The following is a 17297-nucleotide window of genomic DNA, read 5'->3' on the forward strand; positions in this document are numbered from 1 at the left end:
CCCCATGTCCTTGTCCGAGCGCCCCGCCCGCTGGTATCTGATTCAGACCAGGCCCCGTCAGGAAGCCCGTGCCGAGGAGCACCTGCAGCGCCAGCATTTCGAGTGCTACCGGCCACTCAAGTCGGGGGAAAGAAAGCGCAGCAACCGTACGCCGATCGAGGAAGAACTGTTCCCGGGCTACCTGTTCATCCGCATGGATCAGGTACACGACAACTGGTACCCGATCCGCTCGACACGCGGCGTGGCCCGCATCGTCACCTTCGGCGGCCACCCGGTGCCGGTGCGTGACGAGCTGATCGAGCAGATCCGCGAGCGCCTGTCTGCTCCCGCCCCAAGGATAGTGTTTACCCAGGGCGAGCCGGTGCTGATCAAGGCGGGAGGCTTTTGCGATGTCGAAGCCATCTTCCTGGCCACTGATGGCACCGAGCGCGCCGTGATCCTGCTCAACATGCTGCAACGTCAGCAGAAGGTCGTCTTGCCGATCAGCAGTCTGACGCGGGTGGAAGCGCGGGCTTGAGGGTTCGCGCAGTACATGCCAGCCAGCCACATCATGACCATCTACATCCCTATTCAAGCCACCACCGGAAACAGACCATGACCCACCGGACCACCCTGGTGACGCTCACCTATGGTGATCGTTTCAACTACCTGCACACGCTGGTCAGCCGCTCGCTTGAAAGCTCGTTGATCGAGCGGGTCATCATTGTCAGTAACGCTTCGGTCGCGCCGCTGCAGAATCTGAGCAGCAAGTGGCCCGGTCAGGTCGAGGTCATCCGGCTGGAGCACAACACCGGTTCGGCACATGGCTATTCAGTCGGCATTCAGGCCGCGCTGGATGCCGGGGCCGAGTACATATGGCTGATGGATGACGACAACGCCCCCACCATCAACGCCATCGAAGTGCTTCACTATCATCTCCATCAACGGGAAAGCATCGATGGGCGAGACAAGACCGCCGTGCTCGGGTTTCGTCCCACCCATCAGGCTGACATCGCAGCAGGTGTACCCCGACGATACGCGGTCCAGCTGAGATCGAGCTTCTTCGGCTTTCACATCGCGCAACTGCCTTACAAAATCTGGCGTCGTCTGCCTTGGGGCAAACCGGTGGCCGATCGCGCTGTGCCACAGACAGTCCAATTGCCCTTTGCCACTTACGGCGGATTACTGGCCCATCGCAGCCTTTACGTCAAGATCGGCCTGCCGCTGGAAGCACTGAAGCTGTACGCCGATGACAGTGAATACACCTGGCGAATCACCGCGGGTGGCGGGCGGATTTACCTGGTGCCCGAGGCGCTGCTCGATGACCTGGAAGACTCCTGGAACATCAAGGCACGCACCCGAAATGTCTACGAAAACTATTTGCTGGCCGGTTCGGATCTGCGTGCCTATTACGGGGCACGCAATCAGGCCTGGTTCGACAAAAACGTCTGGGCGTCGTCCCCTCTGCTCTACCGACTCAACCGCTGGGTGTTTTTCTGCCTGCTGCGCGTGATCGCCAGGCGTTGTGATGCCGGACAGCGCCTGAGCCTGATCGAGCAGGCCATCAATGATGGCGAGGCTGGCGTGCTGGGCCTCAACAGGTCATATCCTCTATGAAAATCCTCTTCATCAGCAGCCTCTATGCACCTGACATCGGCGGCGGCGCGGAAATCATCCTGCAGCGCACGGTCGAAGGCCTGCAGAAGCGTGGCCACGCGGTCGCCGTGCTGGCCACCACCGATCAACCCGGGTTGCACATGACCGCCGTCAACCAGATCAAGGTTTACCGCGCAGGTCTGCACAACCTGTACTGGCATTTCACAGCGCAGCGGCCCGGCCGTCTGATCCGCCTCGGCTGGCACCTGCGTGACCGCTACAACGTGGGCATGCGCGAGTACGTCAGTCAGGTCATGGAAATGGAGCAGCCGGACCTGGTGGTGTGCCATAACCTGACCGGCTGGTCGGTCTCGGCGTGGGATGAAATCACGGCGTCAGGCCGTCCCATCGTTCAAGTCCTTCACGACCTCTATCTGCTCTGCCCCAGCAGCACCATGTTCAAAAAAGGCCACAGCTGCCAGCGCCAATGCGCGATGTGCAAGCAGTTTCGCAAGGGAGACGACGAGCGCTCGGCCCAGGTCAGCACGGTGGTCGGCGTCAGTCAGTACATGCTCGACACGTTGCAGGCCCAAGGCTATTTCAAGGGCGCCAAAGGCTACGTGGTGCACAACGCAAGTCCCATACCGATTGCCCTGCCACTGCAGCGCAATATTGACCCGCAAACGGCAGAGCCGAGCAACGCGCCCCTGCGTTTTGGCTATCTGGGCACCCTGTCGGATTCGAAGGGCGTGGGCTGGCTGATCGATCAGTTTCAACATCTGCCATTCAACGCAACGCTGCAGATTGCCGGACGCGGACAGATCAACGATGAGAAACGCTTCAAGGCCATGGTGACCTCACCGAACATCAGCTTTGTCGGTTACCAGAAGCCCGAAACGTTCTACAGCCAGATCGACGTGGCCGTGGTGCCATCCATCTGGAACGAGCCGTTCGGCATGGTCGCCGTGGAGGCCTGTGCCTATTCCCGTCCGGTCATTGCCAGCCGCATGGGAGGATTGACAGAAATCATCCAGGACCAGCTCAACGGCCTGTTGTGCAGCCCGGACGATCCCGACTCATTGGGGCTGGCGATGCTCAAGCTGCACCAGCAGCCCCGCCTCCTGGCACGACTCAGTGCTCAGGCGCGCAACAGCGTCGCGTCGCTGCTGAACCTGGACCTGATGCTGGATCAGTACGAGACGCTTTTTGCCCGGACTGTACTGGACAGCATCACAACACCCGACCAGCGCCAGTACAACCCGGTCTAGGATCGGGCAATTCCACGATGCAGTGATCTTCCTCGGCACGTGCTCCGCCAGACAGTGCTGCGCAGCGTGCTTCTGACTGAGCCAAGACATGTCCAAGCCACCCGCACTCCGTCGACGACGATCATTGACGGTCTTTCTGCTGGGGCTGTTCACCAGCCTTTTCGCCACGGGCGAGGAACACTTCATCATCGGCGTCGACGCGCAACTGATGAGCAGCGACCGCCTGCAGACGCAGGCGCTCGAGTTACTGGAGCGCGCAGGCATCAATTCGGTTCGCGACAGTGCGTACTGGACCCGTGTCGAACCCCGGCGCGGCTTTCTGCGCATCGATCCCGTCTGGCAGGCGTATCTGGACGGGGTTCGCGAGCATCGCCTGAGGCCGCTGCTGGTGCTGGGTTACGGCAGCCCGTTTTATGACAACCACGCGAAACCGCGTCATCCAGTCGTGCGCCAGGCATTCGGCAACTACGTGAGTTTCATCACACAGGAACTGGCCAACCGGATCGATCTTTACGAAATCTGGAACGAGTGGGATCGGGAAAACCCGGTCGATGCCTGGGCGGCGAAGGACTACAGCACGCTGGTCGAGGAAACCGCGGCCCGCATCAGAACACAGAAAAAGCCGGTCACGATTCTGGCTGGCGCCGTCACCAGCCTGGGAATGGAGCTGGGGTTCGCCGAGCGACTGATCCAGAACGGTCTGCTCAATCAGGTGGATGGCCTGTCACTGCATCCCTACGTGCATTGCCGGACCGAGCAGCGCCACACACCCGAGCGCTGGATCGCCTGGCTGCGCTGGATCGATGCGGACCTGCGTGCGCTGGCGACCCGTCCGGTACCGCTGTATTTGACCGAGATGGGCTGGCCGACAGGTACCGGTGACTGCAGCGTCAGCGAACAGAACCAGGCAGCCTTTCTGGCGCGCAGCTTTTTTCTCGCCCGCACGCTGCCGGATATCAAGGGGCTTTGGTGGCACGGACTGATCGACAGCGGCACTGACAGCGAAGACCTGCAACAGAACTTCGGCCTGCTCAGGAAAGACCTGAGCACCAAGCCTGCCTACGCGACGCTAAAGGCCATCAGCAGGACCTTGCTGGATTACCAGTACGACGTCGAGAGAAGCCAGGAAATGGATTCGACTTACCTGCTCAGATTCACCCGCGGCCAGGAGCAGATTCTGGTGGCGTGGACCACCGGTGTGCCACACCTGACCCATGTCGAAGCGAGCAGCGTGCAGCGCGGTAACGTGGAAATGATCGACAGCGGCCAGCCGGAAAAGGGCCGCTTCGAGACCGACACACCCTGGAACTGCACCGACGCCCGCTGTTCGGCCCAGATCCGGATCGACGAATTTCCGAAAATCATCAGCCTGGGCATGAGGCCCGTGCTGTTCGCCCAACAAGAACGGGATCGAAGGTAGCCAGCCCTTCAAAAAAGCACCCGCATCCACCCTACATCACCATGACCTTGCAGGATGCTTGAGATGATCTTTATCAATTCACGGTTTCTCACCCAGGACGTCAGTGGCGTTCAGCGTTATGCCGAGCAGATCTGCATGGCGCTGAAAAGGCTGCGCAACGATCTGGTATTCGTCGCGCCTCACGGCATCAAACTGCATGAAAGTGCCAAAGCGCTGAACGTACAGTGCATCGGTCATAACAAGGGTCATCTCTGGGAGCAGATCGACTTGCCCCTGTACCTGCAGCGGCAGAAAAATCCGCTGCTGATCTCCATCAGCAGCACCGGCCCGATGTTTTACCGCAACCAGATCGCCACGCATCACGACATCAATTACGTACGCTTTCCACAGAGCTATACCCGGCTGTTCCGCCTGGCCTACCGCACCCTCACACCGATCCTGCTGTCGCGCATCAAAACCCTGGTGACCAGCAGCAACTTCTCCAGAGGCGAGATATCGCAGTTCTATGGTTTTCCCGAAGCCAGGGTGCTGGTCGTGCCAGCTGCGGTGAGCGACAGCTTCCGTCCTCGCCCGGTGCAGTCCGATGCCCCGAAATACCTGCTGGCTGTGTCCTCGCCCGCTGCGCACAAGAACTTCAACCGTATGATCCAGGCGTTTCTGAGCTTGCGGGATCACAACGATCTGCAACTGCACATTGTGGGCGCCGCCACTGGCATCTTCGCCGATCCGAACCTGCAGCGCCTGGCCTGTCGTGATTCGCGCATTCGTTTTCTGGGACGGCTCAGCGATGCCGAACTGATCGAGCAGTATCAGGGCGCGACCGCATTTGTGTTTCCGTCCCTGTACGAAGGGTTCGGCATACCACCGCTGGAAGCCCAGGCGTGCGGCTGCCCGGTGCTGGCCGCCAATGCCGCCTCGATTCCGGAAGTGCTGCAGGCCAGTGCCCTGTATTTCGATCCGCTGGACGTCGGCCACATGGCAGCGGCCATGCACCGGGTGCTGGTCGATGCCCCGTTGCGCGATGCCTTGCGCCTGCACGGGCTGAACAATGTGAAACGCTTTTCCTGGGAGTTGTCCGCACACCGCCTTTCCCAGCGCATCGATGCCTTGCTGGGGCCAGAACCGGCGCTGCTCGGCAAACAGCGCATCAGCCCCGAATCCTCTTCAAGCAAACCCTGAATCAATAACAGCAACGTCAAGACGCGCCCCGTCGCGCCTGCAGTAGAGCGAGCGAATACAGCAAGGAATCTCCATGAGAATTGCGATCGTCCACGACTGGCTGGTGACCTATGCCGGTGCCGAGCGTGTGCTGGCTTCACTGATCAATATCTGGCCCCAGGCCGACCTGTTTGCCGTGATCGACTTTCTGAACGATGAGGACCGTGCCCATTTGCACGGCAAGGTGGCCACCACCACATTCATCCAGAACCTGCCAAACGCCAGAAACCGCTACCAGCGCTACCTGCCCCTGATGCCGCTGGCTATCGAACAACTGGATCTGTCCGGTTACGACCTGATCATCAGCAGCAGTCATGCCGTGGCCAAGGGCGTGCTGAGCGGCCCGGATCAACTGCACGTCAGCTACATCCATTCACCGATCCGTTATGCCTGGGACCTGCAACACCAGTACCTGCGCGAAGCGGGCCTGAACACCGGCATGAAAGGCCGGCTGGCGCGACTGGTGCTGCATTACATCCGCCTGTGGGACCAGCGCACCTCGGCCGGTGTGGACGCCTTCATCGCCAACTCAGGGTTTATCGCCGCGCGTATCTGCAAGGCCTATCGGCGCGAATCGACGGTCATCTACCCGCCGGTCGATACGCTCGGCTTCACCGCTAGCGGTACACGCGAGAACTTCTATTTCACCGCCTCGCGCATGGTCCCCTACAAGCGCATGCCGATGATTGTCGAAGCCTTCGCTGCCATGCCGGACAAGCGTCTGATCATGATCGGCGACGGTCCTGACCTGGCCAAGGCGCAGGCCATCGCAAGCCGGGCGCCCAACATCACACTGATGGGTTTCCAGCCGGCAAGCGTCCTGATCGAGCACATGCGCACCGCCAGAGCATTCGTGTTCGCTGCCGAAGAGGATTTCGGCATCAGCCCGGTGGAGGCCCAGGCCTGTGGCACACCAGTGATCGCTTTCGGCAAGGGTGGCGTGCTGGAGACCGTCCGCGGGCTGGATCATCCACATCCTACCGGCGTTTTCTATCCGCAGCAGACCGTTGAATCACTGATCGCAGCGGTCAACGAGTTCGAAAGTGCGCAGGCGCGCATCACCGCGCAGGCCTGTCGCGCCAACGCCGAGCGGTTCTCGATTGTCCGTTTCGAACAGGAAATCAAAGCCTTTGTCGACAACCACCTGGCCACCGCACACCTGTCCCGCCTGCCCGCTCAGCCCTGGACACCCCAGACCTCGCAAAGCCTTGCCAGCGAGTTGCCGTCCCGAGTCGTTCCTATCAAATCCGTTTGAGCGAGCACCGTCATGCGCACCTCCGTTCGCGGCATTCTGCATGCCCATCAGTCAGCGCTGTCGGTCGCTCACCGTCTGCTGGACCTGGCGGTCATCGTGCTGATCGGTCACTGGCAAAACCGACTGGCAATGATCGACAGCACCGAGGCCTGGCTGCATATCATTCTGGCTGTACTGGTGTTTCACTGGGTCGGCGAGTACCACCAGCTTTACGGTTCCTGGCGCGGCGAGCGAATCCTGCGCGAGCTGACCAAGGTATTCAATTACTGGGCGCTGACCTTCATCACCCTGCTGTCAGTGGATTACCTGCTGCTCGACCGGGACAACCTGCCGGATAACGGACAGATGACCTGGTTCGCGCTGGTGCTGGCGATCCTGTGTGGTTATCGCCTGCTGATCCGCCTGCTGCTGCACAGCCTGCGACGCCACGGTTTCAACACCCGGCGCGTGGCGATTGTCGGCACCGGTCAGGTCGGCGAGCGGCTGGCCGAGTCGATTTCCAGCGCGCCCTGGATGGGCCTGAATCTGCTGGGCTTCTACGACTCGAATCCGCAGCAGATGAACCTGAACGCCACTGGCAGACGTGTGCCGGTGCTCGGCGATCTCGAGCAACTGGTCGAGGACGCCCGTCAGGGCCGGATCGACAAGGTGTACATCACCCTGGCGTTCAGTGCCGAACCCCACCTGCGCGAACTGATCACCGGCCTCAGTGACACCACCGCCTCGGTGTACCTGATACCGGACGTGTTCATGTTCGAGCTGCTGCACGCGCGCAGCGAAAGTATCAACGGGCTGGCCAGCATCAGCATTTTCGACTCGCCCATGGATGGCGCGTGGAGCGTGGTCAAGCGCGTCGAAGACATCCTGCTGTCTAGCCTGATTCTGATGTTGATCGCGATTCCACTGTTGCTGATTGCCCTGGCCATCAAGCTGACGTCGAAAGGTCCGGTGCTGTTTCGCCAGCGCCGTTACGGGCTGGACGGTCGGCCGATCATGGTCTGGAAGTTTCGCAGCATGAACGTGCAGGAAAACGGCGACGTGGTGCGCCAGGCCACGCGCAACGACACACGGATCACGCCGCTGGGTGCGTTTCTGCGCCGCACGTCGCTGGACGAACTGCCCCAGTTCTTCAACGTGTTGCGTGGCGACATGTCCATCGTCGGCCCGCGTCCGCATGCCGTGGCTCACAACGAGCAATACCGCAAACAGGTCAGTGGCTACATGTTGCGCCACAAGGTCAAGCCGGGCATCACCGGCTGGGCGCAGATCAACGGCTGGCGTGGCGAGACCGACACGCTGGACAAGATGCGTAAACGGGTCGAGTTCGATCTGGAATACATCGAACACTGGTCGATCTGGCTGGACCTGAAAATCATTCTGCTGACGCTGTTCAAGGGCTTCTTCAACAAGAACGCCTTCTGACTTTCCATTGACTAGACGACGGCTCCGGCAGCCTTTGCCCGGAGGGAGGTATGTGCGCGCGCTAAAAACGATCACGACGTGGACCGATGCTGCTGCCGGTCGTGGAAATGGACGTAACGAAATCATTCAGGTGCAAGGTGCACCGTCACGAAGGAACACTCCCATGAATCGAAGCCTGGCTGTCCTGCTACTCTCCTCCCTGATCCTGCAGGGGTGCGTATTCGCTCCCGGCCAACACATGACACCCGGCGATGTCACCAACAGCGACCCGGACGAACCCAAGGCGCAACTGGTCGACATCAGCCCGAAGACCCTGCAGCAACAGCAGCAGAACACCGCGATGGACGCCAAGGCCTTGCCCGCCGAATTGCTGAACTACAAGACCCCGGAGTACGTCGTAGGGCCTGGCGACACATTGCTGGTGACGGTCTTCGAACACCCCGAGCTGACCGCGCCGGGCTCGCAGGACCAACTGGACGCCAACACCCGAGAGGTGCTGAGCGACGGTACACTGTTTTTCCCGTATGTCGGCAGGATTCGTGCGGGCGGCAAGACCGTCAGCCAGATTCGTGAACAACTGCGCATGGGCCTTGCGCCGCAATACACTGAAGTCAAGGTCGACGTGAAGGTGCTGCGCTACAACAGTCAGCGCGTGCTGCTGTCCGGCTCGTTCAAAAGCCCTGGTCCGCAGTCGATCACCAATATTCCGCTGAGCCTGGTGCAGGCCATCAGTGTCGCGGGCATCGACCTGACCGACGCTAACCTGGCAGGCCTGACGCTGCGCCGTGATGGTCGTGACTACATGATCGACATCGACTCGCTGAACCGCAAAGGCTCGCAACTGAGCAAGGTGTTCTTGAAGGACGGCGACTACCTGCACCTCAACAGCGCTTCCAAGAACAAGATTTACGTGTTGGGCGAAGTGCGTAATCCGCAGGTCATTTCCTTCGCCACCACCAACGTGACCCTGCTCGAAGCTCTGGGCAATTCCGGCGGGCTGAGTCCGGACAGCGCCGATGGCGATGCGGTCTATGTGATCCGCGGTGCAGAGAACTTCGCCAATGCATCGTCCACCGTGTATCACCTGAACGCCAAGAAGCCTACGGCCTACCTGCTGGCCGGACAGTTCGAACTCAAGGCTCAGGATGTGGTGTTCGTAGGCCCGGCCAATATCACCCGGTGGAGCCGCTTCATCAGCCAACTGCTCGGCTCGGCCAGCGTTGTTCAAACCGGGGCGGCCTTCCGCAACTGATCCGCTCGACGTTTGAACCTTGTACCCGCGACTTCGGTCGCGGTTTTTTTTGCCTGGGGTTTGGCAGAAGTGTTGCGGGTGCAACAGCAGTTCAACAGTTGGCCGGCTTTTCAGCAGCTATTGCAAGGTGCGCTTTCCACGGGAAAAAGGCCACAGCCCCAGTGTTTCAGAGGCATGAGCCGCTGCATGATGCTCTGGCACACAAGCTGCTTTACAGCCTTACGCTTATCGCAAGGAATTCCCGCATGCTCGTTGTGTCACTGTCAGGCAGTCCCTCCCCCAAATCCCGCTCAGGCGTTGTGCTGGCTCACGCTGGACGCTGGTTGCAAAGCCACGGTGTCGGCGTTACCACGCTGCGTATTCGTGATTTCAATGCCGAAGATTTGCTGTTCGCGAAATTCGACAGCCCGCAAGTGCTGGAATTTGTCGAAGCGGTTCGGCAGGCCGACGGCCTGCTGATCGGAACGCCGGTCTACAAGGCCTCGTTTTCCGGCGCCTTGAAAACACTGCTCGACCTTTTGCCCGAGCGCGCCCTGCATGGCAAGGTGGTACTGCCACTGGCAACCGGCGGCAGCATCGCCCATATGCTGGCGGTGGATTACGCCTTGAAGCCTGTGCTGTCAGCGCTCAAATCCCAGGAAGTGCTGCACGGCATTTTTGCCATCGACACCCAGATCACCTATGGCGACAACGAGGAAGGTGGCACGCTCGACGAAATCCTCACCGAGCGGCTGAACGAAGGGCTTGAACACTTTTACCTCAGCCTGCAGCACCGACTTCAGGCGCGACACAAGGCGGCGGGCGGGCATTTACAGTTAGCGTTGTGATTGGCTGATCCTGCTTGCGCAGCGAAACACAGGGCTGTGGGAGCCATCATGAGGCGTCTCGGCCATCAATGCTCGACAATCAGCGGATACAGCGACGCCACCAGCAAGGCAGCCATCACACCGTTGAAGATCCGCAGTCCGACGGGATCACGCAGCACATTGCGCAGCAGGCTGCCGAAGCCAGCCCAGATGCCCACGCTTGGCAGGTTGATCAAGGCAAACACGCCCGAGATGATCACCACATTGGTGAAGTAACCCTGCATTGGCGTGTAGGTGCTGATCGCGCCAATCGCCATGATCCAGGCCTTGGGGTTGACCCACTGGAAGAGCGCTGCGCCCATGAAGCTCATCGGCTCACCACGACTTTCGCTGGAGTCGGAGGCCGGGCCGGCAGTGGCGATTTTCCAGGCCAGGTAAAGCAGATAGGCCGCGCCCACGTAACGCAACAGGGTGTAGAGCATCGGCCAGGCCTTGAACACACTGCCCAGACCAAACCCCACCGCCAGAACCAGAACGAAAAAACCGATGCTGATGCCCAGCATGTGCGGCAGCGTGCGGCCGAAACCGAAGTTGACGCCCGAAGCCAGCAACATCATGTTGTTGGGGCCGGGGGTCACCGACGTGACGAAGGCAAACAGCGCGAAGGCCAGCAGTAAATCCAGAGAGAACGACATGAAGCGATCCGGGTGTCTGTGAAGCTGTGAGTCGGGTACTCACCCTATCGAAAGACCCACAGGAAACACATGGACAGTTAAGCGAAGTTTCTTGCTATACAGTTCGAGCGAAAACCTCGTTCAAGCCTGACTGTTAACCCTGAGGATTCTGGCTCAATGTACCGCGATCAACGCTGATTTCACCCTGATCGTCGAACTGGCGAACCTGCTGGATCTGCGGATCTGCAAGGAGTTGCGCCTTGCGGGCCTGATACTCCTCAAAGGACAGACCGCGACGATTGAGGTCTTCCATCGCCAGTTGATGGCTCTCTTCGACCGAGTAGGGACGCAACTCGACCGCATGATGAGTCGAGCAACCGGAGACCAGTGCGACGGTGAATGACAGAACAAGAGCAAGGGCAAATAAACGGTTCATGGCGGGCCTCCAGGCTGGCTTCATTTCGGGAATGAAGCAAGGTTACGCCCCGACCCTGCGTGGCAAAAATCAACAGCCGTGATAGTGGCTATCGACTTTCACGCCCCCTGTTCACGGGCGTGCTCAATCAGCACCTCGCGCAGTGCCTGAGCCGCTGCCGACAGCTTGTGATCGGCCAGCAGCATCAACCCGATACGCCGCTCGATACGCGGCTCCACCAGCGGCACGCAACGCGCACCAAGCTCCCGCATCTGTTCGATACACAACGACGGCACCGCACTGACGCCCAGACCGTTGGCGACCATGCGCCCGATGGTCGAGAGTTGATGACTTTCAAAGGCCACCGACAGCTTGCCATGTTGCGACTCGATGGCGTGTTCCAGCAGCAGGCGTACGGCTGAAGGCCGCTGCAGGGCAATGAAGTCTTCGTTCAACAGCTCGGCCCAGGACACTTCCTCGCGCCCGGCCAGCGGCGATTGCGTGGAAACCACGGCCACGAATCGATCCATGTAAAACGGCGTAAACGACAGTGCGTTGCTTGATTCAGGCTCGAAACCGATGCCCAGCTCGACCCGCCGATGCCGCACCATTTCCAGGACCTGCTCGTTGACCACGTCATGCACCGCCACGTTGACCCGTGGGTAGCGCCCTCGAAAAGTCTTCAAGGCGCCGGGCAAAAGGTTGCCTGCAAACGATGGCATGGCGGCGATGGACACACGTCCCATTTGCAAGGTGAAACGCTGGCGCAGCAACTCCTCGGTATTGTCCCAGTCGGCCAGCAGCTGGCGTGCCAGTGGCAGCAGCGTCTCGCCCTCGGGCGTCAGGCTGACATTGCGCGTGGTGCGCGTGAGCAACTGGCCGCCAAGGTCCTCTTCCAGGCTTTTTATCGTCAGGCTCAGGGCCGGTTGTGACAGATTCAGCCGCTCGCCCGCCTGCGCAAAGCTGAGGTACTGCGCCACGGCCAGGAAAGCGCGGAGCTGCTTCACGTTCATATATTTATCTTTCTTATCAATCCATCAGAAAAACAAAATTAACAAATCATTGAAGCCGAGAGAAGATGCAGGCAACCCGATCCTCCGGCAGCACCTGCCGGTCACAACTATAAAAGGCGGATCATCATGGCTGGACTCGACAAGCGAGTGGCAACTTACGAAGAGGCCCTCGCCGGCCTGACCGACAACATGACCGTGCTCTGTGGCGGCTTTGGACTGTGCGGCATCCCGGAAAATCTGATCGCGCAAATCAAGCGCATGGGCATCAAGGGCCTCACCGTCGTCTCCAACAACTGTGGCGTCGATGGCTTCGGTCTGGGCATCCTGCTCGAAGACCGCCAGATCAGAAAGATGATCTCGTCCTACGTAGGTGAAAACGCCCTGTTCGAACGCCAGTTGCTGAGCGGCGAACTGGAAGTCGAACTGACACCGCAAGGCACCCTCGCCGAAAAACTTCGTGCGGGCGGCGCAGGCATCCCGGCGTTCTATACCGCCACCGGTTACGGTACTCCCGTCGCTGAAGGCAAGGAGACCCGCCAGTTCAACGGTCGCAATGTGATTCTTGAAGAAGCCATCACCGGTGACTTCGCGTTGATCAAAGGCTGGAAGGCTGACCATTTCGGCAACGTGATCTATCGTCATACCGCGCAGAACTTCAACCCCGTGGTCGCCACAGCAGGCAGGATCACCGTGGTCGAAGTCGAGGAGATTGTCGAACCCGGCGTGCTGTTGCCGACCCAGATTCACACTCCCGGCATTTATGTCGACCGTGTGATCCAGGGCACTTTCGAAAAACGCATCGAGCAGCGCACCCTCAGAAAACCCTGAGGGCGACAGCGCTTCACGAAGCAGGAATCGGCACACAATCACAAAGAGCATTCAGACCATGGCACTTTCCCGCGAACAAATGGCTCAGCGCGTCGCCCGCGAACTCAAGGACGGCTATTACGTGAATCTGGGGATCGGCATTCCAACGCTGGTCGCCAACTATGTCCCGACAGACATCGACGTCATGCTGCAATCGGAAAACGGCCTGCTGGGCATGGGTGAATTTCCCACCGAAGACACCATCGACGCCGACATGATCAACGCTGGCAAGCAGACTGTTACCGCGCGTGTTGGCGCATCGATTTTCTCTTCAGCCGAATCCTTCGCCATGATCCGTGGCGGCCATGTGGACCTCACGGTGCTGGGCGCATTCGAGGTGGACGTGGAGGGCAACATCGCCTCGTGGATGATTCCCGGCAAGCTGGTCAAGGGCATGGGCGGCGCAATGGACCTGGTGGCAGGCGCGGACAACATCATCGTGACCATGACCCACGCTTCCAAGGACGGCGAGTCCAAACTGCTGCCCCGCTGCAGCCTGCCACTCACCGGTGCGGGCTGCATCCGCAAGGTGTTGACCGATCTGGCCTATCTTGAAATCGAAGACGGCGCATTCATCCTGCGCGAACGTGCGCCGGGGGTCAGCGTTGAAGAAATCATCGCCAAGACCGCTGGCAAGCTGATCGTACCGGACGATGTGATCGAGATGACGTTCTGATCGAGCAACCTGACGCAAACCTGGTTTGAACGACTGCTCTTCAGACAACAATGTAACTTGCTGAATAAACGCAATCTCCCGTGGGAGGCAACTTGCCGGCGATAGATTTTTTCAGGCGCTACCGCTGCGACTGAACTGACGCCATCGCCGGCAAGCCGCCACCCAACGTCCGGAGTTTGCCAAGAGACACGCCGGAAACGCCCGCACACGTTCCCCCATAATAATGACAACAGGACGCCCAGATGGCCGCCAACCTCGAAGAAAGCCGCTCCGCCCGATTTGCCCTGCGCTGCGCTGCCTGGGCTGAACGCTGGTTCCCTGACTCATGGGTCTTTGCCGCCCTGGCAGTGGTGATTGTCACCGTAGCAACGCTGGCCATCGGTGCAAGACCAGCAGAAGCGGCCAAGGCCTTCGGTGACGGCTTCTGGAGCCTGATTCCGTTCACCATGCAGATGGCGTTCGTCGTGATCGGCGGTTATGTGGTGGCCAGTTCGCCACCTGCGGTCAGACTGATCGACCGACTGGCGCGTATTCCGCGCAATGGCCGCTCGGCGGTGGCCTGGGTCGCGCTGATTTCGATGCTCGCGTCGTTACTCAACTGGGGGCTTTCCCTGGTGTTTGGCGGTCTGCTGGTACGTGCCCTCGCCCGCCGCACCGATCTGCGCATGGATTACCGAGCCGCCGGTGCAGCGGCCTATCTGGGGCTGGGCGCCGTCTGGGCGTTAGGGCTGTCGTCATCGGCGGCGCAATTGCAGGCCAACCCGGCCAGCCTGCCACCGTCGATCCTAGCGATCACGGGCGTTATCCCCTTCACCGAAACCATTTTCCTCTGGCAGTCCGGCGTGATGCTGGCGGCGCTGGTGGTCATTTCCCTGATCGTCGCCTATGCCACTGCGCCCGGCCCGAACAGCGCCCGCGATGCGAAAGACTGCGGCGTGGACCCGGCCTTCAACCTGCCACCGCTGCCTGTCCGTTCGCGGCCCGGTGAATGGCTGGAATACAGTCCCCTGCTGATCATTCTGATGGTGCTGTTAGGTGCGGGCTGGCTGTTCAACGAGTTCTCGACCAAACCGGCGATCACTGCGATTTCCGGGCTGAACACCTATAACTTCCTGTTCATCATGCTGGGCGCACTGCTGCACTGGCGGCCACGCAGTTTTCTGGATGCCGTGGCGCGAGCAGTACCGACCACCACAGGGGTACTGATCCAGTTTCCGCTTTACGGCTCGATTGCCGCGCTGCTGACCACGGTCAAGGGCGGCGACGCGCAGACACTGGCGCATTACATTTCGACGTTCTTCACCAGCATCGCCTCCCACGACACCTATGCGGTGCTGATGGGCGTGTACTCGGCGGTGCTCGGTTTCTTCATCCCGTCGGGCGGCGGCAAGTGGATCATCGAAGCACCTTATGTGATGCAGGTCGCCAATGAACTCCAGTATCACCTGGGCTGGGCGGTGCAGATCTACAACGCCGCCGAAGCCTTGCCAAACCTGATCAACCCGTTCTACATGCTGCCGCTGCTGGGTGTTCTGGGCCTCAAGGCGCGCGATCTGATCGGCTTTTCATTCGTGCAGTTGCTGGTTCACGCGCCGCTGGTGCTGTTCCTGTTATGGGCGCTGGGCACGACACTGACCTACACCCCACCTGTCATGCCCTGACAGCAGACCGGCCGACTCACGCGTACTCGTCGCCGTAGTCGGCCGCTGCAACCTGCGCAAGCAGGGTGCGCAGTTCCAGTGCCAGTTCAGGCCCCAGCGCGGTTTCATAAGAGCGCTGGGCCTGTTCCCACAATGCCTGGGATTCCAGCAGTTTCTCGACACCAGCCTGCGTCAGGCGCACCAGGCGACTGCGTTTGTCGTTCGGGTCGACGTCCACCGACAACAACCCTTCACGTTCCAGCGGCTTGAGATTCTGCGCCAGCGCCGAGCGGTCGATGACCAGAATCGTCGCCAGTTCGGTCATGGTCGGCGCCTGATTGCGGGCGATCTGCATCAGGATCGAGCGTTGCGTCGAACGCAGGCCGCACGGCGCCATGACGGCGTCGTATAGCTGGCAGATGCGTCGGCTCGCCCTGCGCAGACTGGTGGCGTGGCAAATCACCTGCGCGGGAACATCCAGGCCTTCCGGAATGCGCACCGTGCCGTTCGGAGTCAGGTCGTGATTCATAAGGGCTCCCGTGTTTAGAGCCCAATGCTGGCATATCCCCGCAAATTGAAACAGCACCTTGGGTCGCATTCACTGTTTCAGCTTCTTTACGCAGCGCTGCGCGGTATCAGACTGGCCGGCATCAAAATGAATAGTCGCGCTCGACCTTGCACACCCGCGTCGTGAACGACTGATACCAGTGCGCCCGGCCCTGTTCACGCACCTGGGCATGCTCGGCATGAGCCTTCCAGGCCCGAATCGCGGCCTCATCAGACCAGTACGACACGGTAATGCCCAGGCCGGTTTCGTCACGCGCCGACTCCACCCCGAGAAATCCAGGCTGCTGCCGGGCCAGTTCGACCATGCGTTGCGCGGCTGCGTTGTAATCCTGCCCGTCATCAGCACTGCGCAGTGATGTAAACACCACCGCGTAATAAGGCGTGGGAAAACGCGAGGCGATCATCGGGCGTCACCGCTGCACGCCTGAACGAACGCCTTGACCAGCGCTGGCGTCCTGCCCAGCAACGCGGCGCGTTCGGGCTGAAACAACGTGGCGACGAAAAACGGATGGCCTTCCAATTCCATGCTGCGCACTTCACCTTTGGGACCTCGTCCGCTGATTTTCATTGCCGCGCCGAAAACCTGCTGTTCCAGCTCACGCACCAGACCGTAACGACAGTGATAACGCTCCTCGATCTCCAGCCTGCCGTAGGCCCGGGCAATCAACGTGTCCGACACCAGATGAATCGTCGACAGTGCATCGACGAGAGAACAGCTCAGCGGCGCAATGATCGCGTTCGGGGCATCCGGGTTCGATTCAGCGTGCTCGGCGTCGCTCCAGCCCAGGTCGTTACGGGCAAACTCCAGCAACGCATGCTGAAATCCGCCACAGGTACCGAGAAACGGAATGTGCTGCTCGCGCGCCAGACGAATCGCTGTCATCGCACCCTGCATGTCCTGATAAGGACTTCCCGGCACACACCACAGGCCATCGAACACTTTCAGCCGAACGCCCTCTCCTATGTCAGGCGTTGGCAACCACTGCGCCTCGACTTTCAGCTGCAACGCGTCACCTGCCATCTGCAACGCCTGCGGTATTGCCTGATGCGCCGCGAACTGCGTATTGAAATCCCCCACCAGACCGATTCGCACGGTTTTGCCTGCCCCGCTCACTATGTCCATGCCCTGCTCCCTGATTGATGTCATGCGTGATGGGGCGGACTATAGACAGGCAGCAGCGCAAGCAGAATGGGCGATCAGGCAAGCCATCCGTGCAGCCACGCACGAC

General features: G+C 60.2%; 18 protein-coding genes. 12 read left to right on the forward strand and 6 right to left on the reverse strand.

The window, feature by feature from the left end:
• Nucleotides 1-4 precede the first annotated feature (4 nt).
• The 9 genes from rfaH (at nt 5) to ssuE (ending at nt 10237) form a co-directional block, all read left to right on the forward strand.
• Nucleotides 5-517, forward strand: coding sequence for a transcription/translation regulatory transformer protein RfaH (gene rfaH, locus KDX39_RS23700; protein WP_231662003.1), 513 nt, complete (start codon nt 5-7; stop codon nt 515-517).
• A 77-nt stretch (nt 518-594) separates the two neighbouring features.
• Complete coding sequence (locus tag KDX39_RS23705) at nt 595-1596, forward strand: glycosyltransferase (protein ID WP_231662004.1); 1002 nt, start codon at nt 595-597, stop codon at nt 1594-1596.
• Nucleotides 1593-2843 (forward strand): glycosyltransferase family 4 protein, encoded by a 1251-nt coding sequence (locus KDX39_RS23710; protein WP_231662005.1) that lies wholly within the window; start codon nt 1593-1595, stop codon nt 2841-2843. The genes KDX39_RS23705 and KDX39_RS23710 overlap by 4 nt, the downstream gene beginning before the upstream one ends.
• Nucleotides 2844-2931: 88 nt before the next feature.
• The gene (locus KDX39_RS23715; RefSeq protein WP_231662006.1) at nt 2932-4263 is read left to right on the forward strand and encodes a hypothetical protein; all 1332 of its coding nucleotides are present in this window, start codon (nt 2932-2934) and stop codon (nt 4261-4263) included.
• 63 nt (nt 4264-4326) lie between these two features.
• Nucleotides 4327-5442, forward strand: a complete 1116-nt coding sequence (locus tag KDX39_RS23720; protein ID WP_231662007.1) for a glycosyltransferase family 4 protein — start codon at nt 4327-4329, stop codon at nt 5440-5442.
• 73 nt (nt 5443-5515) lie between these two features.
• Nucleotides 5516-6736: a glycosyltransferase family 4 protein gene (locus KDX39_RS23725; protein WP_231662008.1), complete on the forward strand. Its 1221-nt coding sequence runs from the start codon at nt 5516-5518 to the stop codon at nt 6734-6736.
• Nucleotides 6737-6748: 12 nt separating this feature from the next.
• On the forward strand, nt 6749-8158 hold the full coding sequence (locus KDX39_RS23730) for an undecaprenyl-phosphate glucose phosphotransferase (protein ID WP_231662009.1): 1410 nt from the start codon (nt 6749-6751) through the stop codon (nt 8156-8158).
• Between the two features lie 163 nt (nt 8159-8321).
• Nucleotides 8322-9410, forward strand: a complete 1089-nt coding sequence (locus tag KDX39_RS23735) for a polysaccharide biosynthesis/export family protein (protein WP_231662010.1) — start codon at nt 8322-8324, stop codon at nt 9408-9410.
• A gap of 245 nt (nt 9411-9655) precedes the next feature.
• Complete coding sequence (gene ssuE, locus KDX39_RS23740; protein WP_184320050.1) at nt 9656-10237, forward strand: NADPH-dependent FMN reductase; 582 nt, start codon at nt 9656-9658, stop codon at nt 10235-10237.
• 65 nt (nt 10238-10302) lie between these two features.
• On the opposite strand, the gene KDX39_RS23745 is transcribed toward ssuE, so the two are convergent.
• The 3 genes from KDX39_RS23745 to KDX39_RS23755 form a co-directional block, all read right to left on the reverse strand.
• Nucleotides 10303-10911: a LysE family translocator gene (locus tag KDX39_RS23745; RefSeq protein ID WP_231662011.1), complete on the reverse strand. Its 609-nt coding sequence runs from the start codon at nt 10909-10911 to the stop codon at nt 10303-10305.
• Nucleotides 10912-11044: 133 nt separating this feature from the next.
• On the reverse strand, nt 11045-11326 hold the full coding sequence (locus KDX39_RS23750) for a hypothetical protein (RefSeq protein ID WP_099228494.1): 282 nt from the start codon (nt 11324-11326) through the stop codon (nt 11045-11047).
• A 98-nt stretch (nt 11327-11424) separates the two neighbouring features.
• Nucleotides 11425-12318 (reverse strand): LysR family transcriptional regulator, encoded by an 894-nt coding sequence (locus KDX39_RS23755; protein ID WP_231662012.1) that lies wholly within the window; start codon nt 12316-12318, stop codon nt 11425-11427.
• A 126-nt stretch (nt 12319-12444) separates the two neighbouring features.
• Here KDX39_RS23755 and KDX39_RS23760 point away from each other — a divergent pair, with 126 nt between their 5' ends.
• The 3 genes from KDX39_RS23760 (at nt 12445) to KDX39_RS23770 (ending at nt 15522) form a co-directional block, all read left to right on the forward strand.
• Entirely contained in the window at nt 12445-13146 is a 702-nt protein-coding gene (locus KDX39_RS23760; protein WP_231662013.1) for a CoA transferase subunit A, read from the forward strand.
• Nucleotides 13147-13204: 58 nt separating this feature from the next.
• On the forward strand, nt 13205-13861 hold the full coding sequence (locus KDX39_RS23765) for a CoA transferase subunit B (RefSeq protein ID WP_231662014.1): 657 nt from the start codon (nt 13205-13207) through the stop codon (nt 13859-13861).
• Between the two features lie 242 nt (nt 13862-14103).
• The gene (locus KDX39_RS23770) at nt 14104-15522 is read left to right on the forward strand and encodes a short-chain fatty acid transporter (RefSeq protein ID WP_099228491.1); all 1419 of its coding nucleotides are present in this window, start codon (nt 14104-14106) and stop codon (nt 15520-15522) included.
• Nucleotides 15523-15538: 16 nt separating this feature from the next.
• Here KDX39_RS23770 and KDX39_RS23775 read toward each other — a convergent pair whose 3' ends face one another.
• The 3 genes from KDX39_RS23775 to KDX39_RS23785 form a co-directional block, all read right to left on the reverse strand.
• On the reverse strand, nt 15539-16030 hold the full coding sequence (locus KDX39_RS23775; RefSeq protein WP_099228490.1) for a MarR family winged helix-turn-helix transcriptional regulator: 492 nt from the start codon (nt 16028-16030) through the stop codon (nt 15539-15541).
• A gap of 121 nt (nt 16031-16151) precedes the next feature.
• Nucleotides 16152-16472, reverse strand: a complete 321-nt coding sequence (locus KDX39_RS23780) for an antibiotic biosynthesis monooxygenase family protein (RefSeq protein ID WP_231662015.1) — start codon at nt 16470-16472, stop codon at nt 16152-16154.
• Nucleotides 16469-17191 carry a CTP synthase C-terminal region-related (seleno)protein gene (locus KDX39_RS23785; RefSeq protein WP_231662016.1) on the reverse strand — a complete coding sequence of 241 codons (723 nt, stop codon included), beginning with the start codon at nt 17189-17191 and terminating at the stop codon, nt 16469-16471. Before KDX39_RS23785 ends, KDX39_RS23780 begins: the two co-directional genes overlap by 4 nt.
• Between the last annotated feature and the right edge of the window lie 106 nt (nt 17192-17297).

The sequence above is a fragment of the Pseudomonas sp. CDFA 610 genome (assembly GCF_021147865.1).
GTDB lineage: Bacteria > Pseudomonadota > Gammaproteobacteria > Pseudomonadales > Pseudomonadaceae > Aquipseudomonas > Aquipseudomonas alliivorans.